At 74.3% G+C, this 11,667-nt stretch carries 10 protein-coding genes; 6 read left to right on the top strand and 4 right to left on the bottom strand.

Going from position 1 to position 11,667, the window contains the following annotated elements; all coding sequences use genetic code 11:
- Positions 1–68 precede the first annotated feature (68 nt).
- Positions 69–1,298, top strand: coding sequence for a multidrug effflux MFS transporter (locus ACQP6G_RS01900; RefSeq protein ID WP_429762470.1), 1,230 nt, complete (start codon positions 69–71; stop codon positions 1,296–1,298).
- Between the two features lie 48 nt (positions 1,299–1,346).
- On the opposite strand, the gene ACQP6G_RS01895 is transcribed toward ACQP6G_RS01900, so the two are convergent.
- On the bottom strand, positions 1,347–2,699 hold the full coding sequence (locus tag ACQP6G_RS01895) for a permease prefix domain 1-containing protein (protein WP_429762469.1): 1,353 nt from the start codon (positions 2,697–2,699) through the stop codon (positions 1,347–1,349).
- Positions 2,699–3,079 (bottom strand): PadR family transcriptional regulator, encoded by a 381-nt coding sequence (locus ACQP6G_RS01890; RefSeq protein WP_429762468.1) that lies wholly within the window; start codon positions 3,077–3,079, stop codon positions 2,699–2,701. The genes ACQP6G_RS01895 and ACQP6G_RS01890 overlap by 1 nt, the downstream gene beginning before the upstream one ends.
- Before the next feature lie 174 nt (positions 3,080–3,253).
- Between ACQP6G_RS01890 and ACQP6G_RS01885 the strand changes: the two genes are divergently transcribed.
- Positions 3,254–5,563 (top strand): esterase-like activity of phytase family protein, encoded by a 2,310-nt coding sequence (locus ACQP6G_RS01885; RefSeq protein WP_429762467.1) that lies wholly within the window; start codon positions 3,254–3,256, stop codon positions 5,561–5,563.
- Positions 5,564–5,644: 81 nt separating this feature from the next.
- Positions 5,645–6,919: an LCP family protein gene (locus ACQP6G_RS01880; protein ID WP_429762466.1), complete on the top strand. Its 1,275-nt coding sequence runs from the start codon at positions 5,645–5,647 to the stop codon at positions 6,917–6,919.
- 24 nt (positions 6,920–6,943) lie between these two features.
- On the opposite strand, the gene ACQP6G_RS01875 is transcribed toward ACQP6G_RS01880, so the two are convergent.
- On the bottom strand, positions 6,944–7,894 hold the full coding sequence (locus tag ACQP6G_RS01875) for a LysR family transcriptional regulator ArgP (protein ID WP_429762465.1): 951 nt from the start codon (positions 7,892–7,894) through the stop codon (positions 6,944–6,946).
- A gap of 84 nt (positions 7,895–7,978) precedes the next feature.
- Between ACQP6G_RS01875 and ACQP6G_RS01870 the strand changes: the two genes are divergently transcribed.
- Complete coding sequence (locus ACQP6G_RS01870) at positions 7,979–8,608, top strand: LysE/ArgO family amino acid transporter (RefSeq protein ID WP_429762464.1); 630 nt, start codon at positions 7,979–7,981, stop codon at positions 8,606–8,608.
- Positions 8,609–8,704: 96 nt separating this feature from the next.
- Here ACQP6G_RS01870 and ACQP6G_RS01865 read toward each other — a convergent pair whose 3' ends face one another.
- The gene (locus ACQP6G_RS01865; protein ID WP_429762463.1) at positions 8,705–9,928 is read right to left on the bottom strand and encodes a pyridoxal phosphate-dependent aminotransferase; all 1,224 of its coding nucleotides are present in this window, start codon (positions 9,926–9,928) and stop codon (positions 8,705–8,707) included.
- 95 nt (positions 9,929–10,023) lie between these two features.
- Here ACQP6G_RS01865 and ACQP6G_RS01860 point away from each other — a divergent pair, with 95 nt between their 5' ends.
- Together ACQP6G_RS01860 and ACQP6G_RS01855 are read left to right on the top strand one after the other, a co-directional pair.
- On the top strand, positions 10,024–10,728 hold the full coding sequence (locus ACQP6G_RS01860) for a TetR/AcrR family transcriptional regulator (protein WP_429762462.1): 705 nt from the start codon (positions 10,024–10,026) through the stop codon (positions 10,726–10,728).
- The gene (locus tag ACQP6G_RS01855) at positions 10,725–11,636 is read left to right on the top strand and encodes an alpha/beta fold hydrolase (RefSeq protein WP_429762461.1); all 912 of its coding nucleotides are present in this window, start codon (positions 10,725–10,727) and stop codon (positions 11,634–11,636) included. The genes ACQP6G_RS01860 and ACQP6G_RS01855 overlap by 4 nt, the downstream gene beginning before the upstream one ends.
- Positions 11,637–11,667 lie beyond the last annotated feature (31 nt).

The following is an 11,667-nucleotide window of genomic DNA, read 5'->3' as shown; positions in this document are numbered from 1 at the left end:
GACACCCGGGCGGCCGGCCGGGGGATTCTCCCTGGGCCTGGTCGTAACGATTCGATACGATGGTGGCCATGCCCGACGACTCCGCGAGACTTCCGCGCGCCCGCTCTCCGTACCGTTGGGTCATCATGCTCGGGGCGCTCGCGGCGCTGCCGGCGTTCACCGTCGACATGTACCTGCCGTCGCTGCCCGAGGTGGCGGCCGACCTGGGCTCCTCCGCCTCGTTCGCGCAGCTGTCCGTCTCCGTGATGCTCATCGGCGGCGCCCTGGGCCAGCTCACGATCGGCCCGCTGTCCGACCGCTTCGGGCGCCGGGCGCCCCTCATGTGGGGCCTCGCGCTGCACGTCGTGACGTCGATCCTGTGCGCGTTCGCGCCGAACATGACCGTCCTCGTCGGGCTGCGCCTCCTGCAGGGCTTCTTCAACGCCGCGTGCGGCGTCGCGGCGATGGCGGTCGTGCGCGACCGGTTCGTCGGCGCGGAGGCCGCGCGCATCCTGTCCCGGCTGATGCTCGTCATCGGCGTCGCGCCCATGCTGGCGCCGACCTTCGGCTCCGCCGTCGCCGCGGCGGCCGGCTGGCGCTGGGTCTTCGGCTTCCTGGCGCTCGCGGGCGTGGCGATGGGCCTGGTCGTGTGGCGGTTCATGCCGGAGACGCTCCCCGCCGGACGACGCCAGACCGGCGGTGCGCGCAGCGTGTTCGCCGGCTACCGCACGCTGGTCAAGGACAAGCAGTTCATGGCGCTCGCCGTCATCCCCGGGCTCGGGCAGGCCGTGCTGATGAGCTACGTGGTCGGCTCGCCGTTCATCTTCCAGGAGGGCTACGGGCTGAGCCACGGGCAGTTCTCCGTGCTGTTCGCCGTCAACGGCCTGGGCCTGGTGCTGTCCGCGCAGGTGAACGCCGCCCTGGTGCGGCGGGTGGCGCCCATCCGGCTGCTGCGGGCCGCGCTCGCGATCCAGGGCGTCGTCGCGGTCGGGCTGCTGGCGGTGGCCCTCACCGGGGCCGGCGGGCTGATCGGCCTCCTCGCGATGCTGTGGCTGGTGCTCGCCTTCCAGGGGCTGATCCCGGCCAACGCGTCGGCCATCGCGCTGTCCCGGCACGGCGAGCGCGCGGGCACCGCGGCCGCCGTCATCGGCGCCGTGCAGTCCGGGGTCGCCGGCCTCGTGTCGCCGCTGGTGGGCGTGCTCGGCGGCGACGCCGTCGCGATGTCCTGGGTGATGCTCGTCGCGCTGGCCGGCGCGATCGCCGTGCTCGCGTTCGCCACGCCCGCCTACCGCAAGGACGGCTGGGTCAAGCTGGCCTGACGGTGAGGGTCGGGTTCGCGGCCTGATGGTGCCGGGCCGTGGGGCGTCCTAGGCGAAGCCGAAGACCGGCCCGAACGCCACCACCACGAGCGCCGCCCACACCGCGTACACGGGCAGGAAGCGGGTCTGCCACCGGACCAGCGCGCCGAACGGCTGCCGCTCGCGCAGGAAGCCGAGCAGGAGCAGCCCGGACCGGGCCAGGTGCACCAGCAGCAGCAGGTTGAGCCCGAGCGCGGCCACCTTGTTGGGGCTGAAGCCGAACTCGGCGATACGGGTGAGCATCGCCGTGAGCGCGACGGCGTCCACGGCGAGCGCGGCCGCGACGAGCACCAGCTGGAGGCCGTCGAACCAGCCCGGGCGGGCGAGGGAGTCGCGGGCCGAGACGGAGTACAGCAGCAGGCAGAGCACCAGCACGAGGATCGCGTCCATGAGGATGAGCAGCTCGCGCTCGACGTCGGCCAGCCCGCCGGCGCCGAGCAGGACGACGAGCGTCACCAGCAGCATCACCGTGGTCAGCGGCGTGAAGACGCGCGTGAGGACCGGGGCGATGTTCTCCACGACGTCCTGCTTCGCCTCGACGAGCCAGGCCCCGACGACGACGGCGCCCGGCACCGCGAACGGCATGATCCAGCTCTCCATCGCGGGCTCGATGTCCACGCCGACGAGGCTCAGGGTCGCGGCCGTGAGGCCCAGCAGCACCCCGCCGCCGATCGCGAGCAGCGTCACGTAGACGACGAGCTCGCCGGTGAAGCGCGCGAAGTCCATCCGCGGGTCCTGGTCCCGCCAGCGGCCACCCACGTAGACCACGCCGACCAGCGCCCACAGCACGACGGGGGCGTGGATCGCCGCGAGGACGACGGTCGACCCCGTGTCGACGTACGGGTAGACGTTGAGCACGACGGCGAGCAGCGCGTACGGGACCAGCAGGGCGCCGACCACGCGCCGTGCGACGCGGCGCTTCCACACGAAGTAGGCGGCCAGGAACGGCGCCGTCATGAGCGGTACGTTGCGCAGCAGCGCCGAGTCCGTGTCGAAGGCCGCGAGCGCCACCTTCACCGCGATCCCCGCGCCGACGGCGAGCGCGAGGACGACGGCGAGCTCGCGCCACGCCGGGCCGGACGCCTGCGCGGCATCGTCGTCCGGGACGAGGACGAGCTGCTTCCACAGCCGCTCGGAGTGCTCGCGCGCGAACTCGTGCGAGACGGCGTCGAGGTTGCCCATGCGGCGCACCGCGACGAGGAACGCCTCGTCGTCGTCGAGGCCCGTCGCGGTGAGGTCGTCGACCCGGCCGCGCAGGTGGTCCTCCATCTCGTCCACGTCGGCGGGCGCGATGGCGCGGTGGCGCTGCACGTACGAGCGCCACTGGTCGATCTGCGCCTCGAGGCGCTCGCGGGAGGCCATCAGGCCCAGCCCTCCGCGACGGCGGGGCGGGCCGGGGCCTGGGCCGCCTGCTGGGCGGACCGCCAGACCTGGTGCAGCACGTCCGCGACGACGGACCACTGCTCCTGGCGCTCGGCGAGCGCGTCGTGCCCGGCCGGGGTGAGGGCGTAGTGCTTGCGGCGCCGGCCGGCCTCGGAGGTGCCCCAGGTCGCGGCGACCAGGCCCAGGCGCTCGAGGCGGTGCAGCAGGGGGTAGAGCATCCCGTCCGTCCACTGCATGCGGCCGCCGGAGAGCTCCGTGACCCGCTTGAGGATGGCGTACCCGTAGGACTCGCCCTCCGCGAGGATGCCGAGCACCAGCGGGGTGGCGGACGCCGCCACCAGGTCCTTGTCGAAGCGCACCTCGAGCTCCTATGTCTAGATCTGCTAGGGGTGCTGAACCTAGCAGATCTAGGCATCGCTCGGGAGGGGTCGACCGGGTGGTTCGGCGCCGCGGCCTTCAGGCGCCACGGGATCGTCGCCCGGCGTTCATCCAGGGTTCGTCGAGCCGTCGCGGAGCGCCGGTGGGATCGGGCCATGACTCGCTCACCGAACCAGGCCCGCGCCCTGCGCCTCGTCGCGGCCGGCGCCGCCGCGGCGGTCGCGCTCACCACCGCGGCCGGCACCGCCGCCCTCGCGGACGGGCGCCCCGGCGGCCACGGCACGCATCAGCCGACGCCCGGCCACGGGCGACCGGGCGCCGTCACGACCCACCTCGTCCCGACGCTCGAGGGGCGCGCGACGCTGTCCGCGGACTTCCTCGCCGAGGGACCGTCGTCCGGCGCCCAGGCCTCCGCCGCCAACGGCCGGCAGGGGCCGTGGGACGGTCAGGTGATCCCGGGCTTCTCGGCGATGGTCGACAACGGCGACGGCACGTTCTGGGCGCAGCCGGACAACGGCTTCGGCAGCCAGGGCAACTCGGCGGACTTCCTGCTCCGCAGCTACCTCGTCGAGCCGGACTGGGACACCGGCGGCGGCCGGGGCAGCGGCTCGGGCGAGATCGAGGTGCTCGACCACATCTCCTACGACGACGAGAACCACGTGCTGGACTTCGACATCGTCAACGAGGGCACGGACGAGCGGCTGCTCACCGGCGCCGACTTCGACGTCGAGTCCGTGGTGCGTGCCGACGACGGCACGCTGTGGGTGGGCGAGGAGTTCGGTCCGTTCCTGCTGCACTTCGACGCGGACGGGACGCTGCTCGAGAAGCCCTACCCGCTGCCCGGCGGGCTGCGGTCGCCGCAGAACCCGTACCTCGCCGACGGCGAGGAGCCCACCGTGCGCGCCAGCCGCGGCTTCGAGGCGATGGCGGGGGTCAAGGGCGGGCGCTACCTGTACCCGGTGCTCGAGGGCGCCCTGGTCGACGACACCGACCAGCGACGCCGCGTCGTCCACGAGTTCGACACCCGCCGCGGCGCGTACACCGGCCGCACCTGGGACTACCAGACCGACCAGGAGGCCAACGTGCTCGGCGACGCGTTCGCCGTCGGCAAGGACTCGTTCTGGGTCGTGGAGCGGGACGACTTCGAGGGGCCGGCGTCGGTCACGAAGCGGGTCTACGAGATCGACCTGAGCGAGACGGACCGGGAAGGCTTCGTCCGCAAGGAGCTCGTCCTCGACGCGCTGCGGGTGGAGAACCCTGACGGCATCGACGCGGGGGAGGGCTACGGGCTGGGCGAGACGTACGCGCTGCCCGTGCAGTCGTTCGAGACGGTGCTCCGGCTGCGCGACGGCCGCATCCTCATCGGGAACGACAACAACTACCCCGGCAACGCGGCGCGGAACCCGGGCACGCCCGACGACACCGAGATGGTCGTGATCGACCTGGAGAAGCAGCGCACGCGGGACGACGGCGTCACCGTCGTCGGGCACCGCGGCGCGTCCGGGGACCGGCCCGAGCACACTCTCGCCGCCTACGAGCAGGCGATCCTGCAGTGCGCGGACGTCATCGAGCCCGACGTCGTGCCGACCAAGGACGGCGTGCTCGTCGCCCGGCACGAGAACGAGATCGGCGGCACGACCGACGTCGCCGAGCACCCGGAGCTCGCCGACCGCCGCACCACGAAGACGATCGACGGGAAGGCCGTCACGGGCTGGTTCACCGAGGACTTCACGCTCGCCGAGCTGCGGACGCTGCGCGCCACGGAGCGGCTGCCCGAGCTCCGCCCGGACAACACCGCCTACGACGGCCTGTACCAGGTGCCCACCCTCGACGAGGTGCTCGATCTCGCCCGCCACTCCGAGACCTGCGACGGCCGGACCGTCGGCGTGGCGCCCGAGACGAAGCACCCCACGTACTTCGCGTCCATCGGGCTGCCGCTGACGGACCCGCTCGTCGCGGAGCTCGCCGCGAACGGCCTCGACTCGCGGCGCGCGCCCGTCGTCGTGCAGTCCTTCGAGACCACCAACCTGCGCGAGCTCGACCGGCGCACCGACGTGCGCCTCGCGCTCAACGTCTCCGCGAGCGGAGCGCCGTACGACCTGGTGGCCGCCGGTGACCCGCGCACCTACGCCGACCTCGTCACCCCCCGAGGCCTGCGCGACCTGGCCCGGTACGCCGACATCGCGAGCCTGGAGAAGAACGTCGTCGTCCCCCGCGCGGCCGACGGCACGCTCGGCCGCCCGACCTCCGTGGTCCGCGACGCGCACCGCGCGGGGCTGGAGGCCTACGCCTGGACGTTCCGCGCCGAGAACCAGTTCCTCCCGGCCGAGCTCCGCTCGTCGGCGGACCCGGCTGCGCACGGCGACCTGGGGGCGGAGCTCGACACGTTCCTCGACACCGGGCTCGACGGCGTCTTCGCGGACCAGCCCGGCATCGCGGTCGAGGCCGTCGCCGCTCGGCGCTGACCGGTCGCGCGGGGGGTGATCCCGTGGTCGCACGGGGCACCCCTCGCGCGAACATGCTGCTCAGGCCCTAGGATCGCGCTTGTGCGGACCCTGCCACGGCACGCGTCAAGCCTCGCCTCGCACCGGGTCGTCCGTACGATCGCCCTCGTCGTCACCGCGGTGGTGGCCTTCGTGGCGGCGACCGCGGTCGCGTCGTTCGTCGACCTGCGCTCCCAGATCGGGGTCTCCGACGTCGACGACCTCCTCGCCGGCGACGACCGTCCGCCCGAGGTCCCGGCCGAGCAGGACCCGACCGACCCGTTCGCGGGCAAGGACCTCAACATCCTGGTGATGGGCACCGACTTCCGGGACGAGGCCAACGCCAAGATCGCGGGGTCCGGCGACGAGTTCCACTCGGACACGACGCTGCTGGTGCACCTGTCGGGCGACCGCAGCCGCATCGAGGCCGTGTCCATCCCGCGCGACTCCCTCGTCGACATCCCCGCCTGCAAGCTCCCCGGCGGCGGCGAGACCGCACCGCAGACGAACGCCATGTTCAACTCCTCCTTCGCGCTCGGCGGCGGGCCGGACAAGGACGTCACCGGCGCCGCCGCGTGCACCATCCGCACCGTCGAGAAGCTCACCGGGGTGCGCATCTCGGACCACGTCGTCGTGCAGATGACCGGCGTGATCGGCGTCGTCGACGCCATCGGCGGCGTCACCATGTGCCTCCCCGAGCCGGTCAAGGGGCAGCGCGTGGACCTCGACCTGCCGGAGGGGAAGCAGAAGCTCGACGGGTACACCGCGATCAACTTCCTGCGCGCCCGCAAGGGCGAGGGCATGGGCCTGGAGATCGGCAGCGACCTCAAGCGCATCGAGCGGCAGCAGGCGTTCTTCGACGCCGCGATGCGCGAGATCCTGTCGCAGAACATCATCACCGACTCGCCCCGCCTGTACCGGATGGTGCGCGAGATCCTCGGCTCCATCTCCACGGACCCCGAGCTCGCGAGCCCGACGGCGCTCGCGGGCCTCGCGTGGAGCATCCGCGACCTCGACCCGTCGCAGATCGTGTTCACCTCGGTGCCCGTCGTGGACTCGGTGAGCCAGCCCGGCCGGGTCGAGTGGACATCGGAGGCGGACGCGATCTGGGAGCGGATCCGCGCCGACGAGGCGCCGCCCGGGACCGCCCCGGCCAAGGAGAGGCCGAGCGGCACGGCGTCGGCCTCGCCGGACGGCGCGACGGCCGTCGACGACGAAGTCGCGTCGCCCGACGCCGTCGACGGCGAGGACGGCGGCACCCGTGGCGGCAAGGACGGCGAGGGCGCCTCGCCCGACCCGTCGCCCAGCCCGTCCGTGCTGCCGGGCGTCTGCGCCTGACCGCCGCCGTGCGGTGACGGAAGGTCAGCGCTGGGGCAGGGCGCGGCGTGCCTCGAGCCGCAGGGCCTCGGCGACCCGGTCGAGGACCGTCGAGCGCAGCTTCCACTGCTGCAGGTAGACCGGGACGTCGACGACGGCGTCGCCCTCGAGCAGCGCGACCTGTCCGCCGGCGTGGCCCGGCCCGCCGTCGAGCATGCCGAACCGGGATCCCGGGCCGGGGAGCGGGCCCCACATGCCCCACCCCAGGCCGCGGCGGATGCCGTCGACGTACTCGGTGGTGCTCGGCACGTGGTGGCGCGGCGGGTCCGGGACGGCGGCGCCCGCCGCGGCGGCGCGCTCGCGCAGCCAGGCGTCCTGGAGGTCGTCGGCCCGGTTGAACACGAGCATCGGGGCGCGGCCCAGCGCCTCGATCGTGGGGCCGTCCGGGAACCAGCGGTCGATCACCTCCCGGGTGGCGGCCGGGCGGTAGCGGGTGACGCCGAGGAACGTCGAGGTGCAGCCCTGCACCGGGTCGCGCTGCGACGTGATCGCGGCCATCACGACTCCGGCCGGCAGCAGGTCCACGGTGCGGTCCTGGTCGTCGCGGTGGAGGTCGAAGCAGACGCCCTCGACGCGCGCCAGCGCCGGCATCACCCAGGTCGCGAGGGAGTCGGCATTGACGGCGATCGGCACCGTGACCGGGCGGGGCGGGGCGCCGGTGCCGTCGTCGTCGGCGTCCCGGGGTCCGAGCTCGCGGACCGCCTCCGCGCCGAGCAGCTCGACCTGGCGCGCCAGGCGCAGCAGCGTGCGCCCCGGCTCGGTGGGCGCGACGGGGCGGGTGCGGCGGACCAGCACGGAGCCCGCGGTGCTCTCCAGCGCGCGGACGCGCTGGCTCACCGCCGACGGCGTGACGTGCAGCGCGTGGGCCGCGGCCTCGAACGAGCCCTCGGTGACGACGGCGGCGAGCGCCTCGAGCTGGCGGGAGTCCCATCGCATGGTGACACCATAGATGAAGGCGCGCTTCATCAGATGAAGGAACCGTAGATGGACTTCATGTCACAGCCGACCTAGCGTCGAGGGATGCTCACGCTCCTCGCCGGCCTCGGCTTCGGCCTGTCCCTCATCGTCGCCATCGGCGCGCAGAACGCCTTCGTGCTGCGCCAGGGCGTGCGCCGCGAGCACGTGGGCCTCGTCGTCGCGGTGTGCGCGGCGTCCGACGTCGTGCTGTACCTCGCCGGGACCGCTGGGCTCGGGGCGCTCGTCGTGAGCCACCCCGCCGTCGTCGAGGTGGCGCGGTGGGCCGGCGCCGCCGTCGTGCTCGGGTACGGCGCGCTCGCGGCGCGCCGGGCGTGGCGCGGGGACGAGGCGGGGCTGGCGGCCGCGTCGGACGGCGCGGTCGCCGACGCCGGACGGCGCGCGCGGCCCGTGCTGGTCACGGCGCTCGCGCTCACCTGGCTGAACCCGCACGTGTACCTCGACACGATCGTGCTGCAGGGCTCGCTCGCCGCGTCGCACGGCGACGGACGCTGGCTGTTCACGGCCGGCGCGATCGTCTCCAGCGTCCTGTGGTTCGTCGGCCTCGGCTACGGCGCGCGGCTGCTCGCGCCCGTGCTCGCCCGCCCCGGCGCGTGGCGCGTCGTCGACGGCGTCGTCGCCGCGATCATGCTCGTCGTCGCCGTGAGCCTGGTGCTGCCGGCGCTCGCGGCGTAGAGCCCGTCACTTCGGCATCTCCTCCATCTGTTCGGCATGGCCTCGTGCCGAACAGACGGACGCGGTGCCGAACAGATCGGTGCCGGCGTGGCGGGGTCAGCGGGCGAGGCGGCGTAGGCGGTCGACGGCGTCGCGCAGCACGTCCTCCCGCTTGACGAACGTGAACCGCACGCGCGAGGCGAGCGCGTCGGCCGTCCTCGAGCCGGCACGGCAGAACGCGGAGACGGGGACGCCGACGACGCCCGCGAGCTCGGGCAGGCGGCGGCACAGCTCGTGCCCGTCGGCGGCGCCGAGCCGCTCCAGCAGGTGCGTGCCGTCCGCGACGACGAAGTAGGTGCCCTGCGGGACGACGACGTCGAAACCGGCGGCGATGAGCCCCTCGCACAGCAGGTCGCGGCGCGAGGCGAGCGAGGCCGCCAGCGCGCGCGGTGCGTCGTCGTCGGCGAGCGCCCGGGCGATGGCGGGCTGGAAGGGCGCGCCGGACGTGTAGGTGAGGAACTGCTTCACCGTGCGCACGGCCGTGACGAGCTCCGCGGGGCCGTGCAGCCATCCGACCTTCCAGCCCGTGAGGCTGAACGTCTTGCCGCTGGAGGAGACCGTGAGGGTCCTCTCCGCCATGCCGGGCAGGGTCGCGACCGGCACGTGCACGGCGTCGTCGAAGGTGAGGTGCTCGTAGACCTCGTCGGTGAGGACGACGGCGTCGGCCTCGCGCGCGACGGCCGCGACCTGCTCCAGCTCGGCCCGCGTGAGCACCGTGCCCGTGGGGTTGTGCGGGGTGTTCAGCACGATGAGCCGGGTGCGCCGGGTGACCGCGGCGCGCAGGGCCGCGGCGTCGAGCCGGAAGCCCTCGGCGGTGAGCGCCACGGGCACGTGCGTCGCCCCCGCGAGGGCGATGCTCGCGGCGTGCGAGTCGTAGAACGGCTCGAGCGTGATCACCTCGTCGCCCGGCCCCGCGAGCGCGAGGATCGACGCGGCCAGCGCCTCCGTGGCGCCGGTCGTGACCAGCACCTCGCCGTCCGGGGCGACGTCGAGCCCGTAGCGGCGCCGCTGGTGCTCGGCGATCGCGCGCCGCAGCTCCGGCACGCCGTCGCCGGGCGGGTACTGGTTGCGGCCGGCGTCGATCGCGTCCTTGGCGGCGTCACGGATGAACGCGGGGCCGTCGACGTCGGGGAAGCCCTGCCCCAGGTTGATCGCGCCGGTGCGCGCGGCGAGCGCCGTCATCTCCGCGAAGATCGTCTGCGCGACGGCGCCGTCTGCCCCGAGCAGCCCGGTCGCGCGGGCGACGTCGTTCCAGCGGCCAGGCGGGGGAGAGGTCGGCATGGTCCTCGACCCTAGCCCCGGCCGGTCGCGGGTGCTGCCCGCGTCCGGCTACGGTAGTGACCAGAATCGACTCCATAGTCACTACGGAGGTGCCCGTGCCCCGTCCGCGCGTCCCCGACCGTCGTGCGCGCATCCTCGACGCCGCCCACGACCTGATCCTCGAGAACGGCTGGCCCAGCACGACGGTCGCCGGCGTCGCTGCACGAGCCGGCATCGGCAAGGGTGCCGTCTACCTGGAGCTCCCCGACAAGGCCGCGATCCTCGACGCCGTCCTGCGGCGCAGCACCCGGGACCTCACCGCCGAGGTGCGGCGTCGCGTCGTCGGGGCGGACGGACCTGTCGACCTGCCCACCGTGTACCGGTTCGGCACGGAGGCGCTGCTGGCCGACCCCCTCATGAGGGCGCTGTACGTCGGCGACGCGTCGCTGCTCGGTGACCATGTGCGCGACGTGGCCGGCGGTGCCGGGGGCGACCGGTACGCGGAGCGGTTCGGGTGGCTGGCCGAGTACGTCGCGCGGCTGCAGGACGCGGGCGTCGTGGACCCCGCCGTCCCCACCGCGGCGGTGGTGCGCGTGCTCGGGATCTTCAGCGTCGGCCTGGTGCACGCGCCGGGCACGCTCGGCGCGACGTCGGACGACGCGCTGCGCGACGCGGTCGCGCTCTTCGCCGACCTCGTCGGCCGCGGGCTCGCCGCCGACCGTCCAGCCGACCTGCCCGCCGACGTCGAGGCCGCCCGCGCCGCGCAGCTCGGCCTCCTCGCCCGCCTCGACCATCAGCTCGACCTCCTGGAGGAACCGTGACCGACCGTGCCGTGACGGGCGTCTTCGCCACCTGGACCGACCTGACCGTCGCCGGCGGACCCGTGCGCCACTACCGCGCCGGCGACACCGGGCCGCCGGTGCTGCTGCTGCACGGCGGCATGCTCGACACGGCGGCAGGGGTGTGGCGCCGCGTCGCGGGCGACCTCGCGGCGGACCACCGGGTGCACGTCGTCGACCTGCCGCGGCACGGCGGCAGCCGCCCGTGGGAGGGGCTGCTCGACGACGCGTTCTACCGCGCCTTCCTCGGCGAGCTGCTGGACGCCCTCGGGCTCGAGCGCGTCGCGCTGGTGGGGCTGTCCCTGGGAGCCGGCGTCGCGGTCGGGTTCGCCCTGGACCACCCGGAGCGCGTCGACGCGCTCGTGGCGATCGGGCCCGGCGGCATCGGTCGACGGCGCCCGGCCCAGCTGCTCACGTGGCTCGCGCTGCGCACGCCCGGCCTGCTCCGGCTCACCAGCCGCTGGCTGGCGCGGCGGCCCGCCGTGGTGCGCCGGTCGATGGCGGGCAACCTCGTGGCCGGCGAGACCACGGAGGGCTTCGAGGAGATCGTCGCGCTCGTCGTCCAGGAGGCGCGGGCGAAGGCGGCCCACGGGGAGCCCGCCCTCGACGACTGGATGGTCCGCGCCTACGGGCCGTTCGCCATGGCGCTCGACCACCTGCCCCGCCTGCCGGGGCTGCGGGTGCCGTCGCTGTGGGTCCGTGGCGACCGCGACCCGCTCGTCGGGCACGAGGAGCTGACCGCGGCCGCCGCGGCCGCCGCGGCCGCCCCGGGCGCCCGCCTGACCACCATCCGAGACGCCGGCCACATCGTCACCTACGACCAGCCCGACGCGGCGTCGTCGCTGGTCAGAGGGTTCCTGGCAGCGTCCCGCGGAGGCGGTCCCGGGTAGCGGTACGAGGCCTTCGCCCGGGTTGTCCACA

The organism is Isoptericola nanjingensis (assembly GCF_050311635.1).
GTDB lineage: Bacteria > Actinomycetota > Actinomycetes > Actinomycetales > Cellulomonadaceae > Isoptericola > Isoptericola nanjingensis.
The sequence above is the reverse complement of the archived record's forward strand: the minus strand, read 5'-3'. Positions and strand labels throughout refer to the sequence as shown.

Coding starts and splice junctions, on each gene's coding strand:
- ACQP6G_RS01900 (WP_429762470.1), top strand. CDS start 69: ATGCCCGACGACTCCGCGAGACTTCCGCGCGCCCGCTCTCCGTACCGT.
- ACQP6G_RS01885 (WP_429762467.1), top strand. CDS start 3,254: ATGACTCGCTCACCGAACCAGGCCCGCGCCCTGCGCCTCGTCGCGGCC.
- ACQP6G_RS01895 (WP_429762469.1), bottom strand. CDS start 2,699: ATGGCCTCCCGCGAGCGCCTCGAGGCGCAGATCGACCAGTGGCGCTCG.
- ACQP6G_RS01870 (WP_429762464.1), top strand. CDS start 7,979: ATGCTCACGCTCCTCGCCGGCCTCGGCTTCGGCCTGTCCCTCATCGTC.
- ACQP6G_RS01875 (WP_429762465.1), bottom strand. CDS start 7,894: ATGCGATGGGACTCCCGCCAGCTCGAGGCGCTCGCCGCCGTCGTCACC.
- ACQP6G_RS01865 (WP_429762463.1), bottom strand. CDS start 9,928: ATGCCGACCTCTCCCCCGCCTGGCCGCTGGAACGACGTCGCCCGCGCG.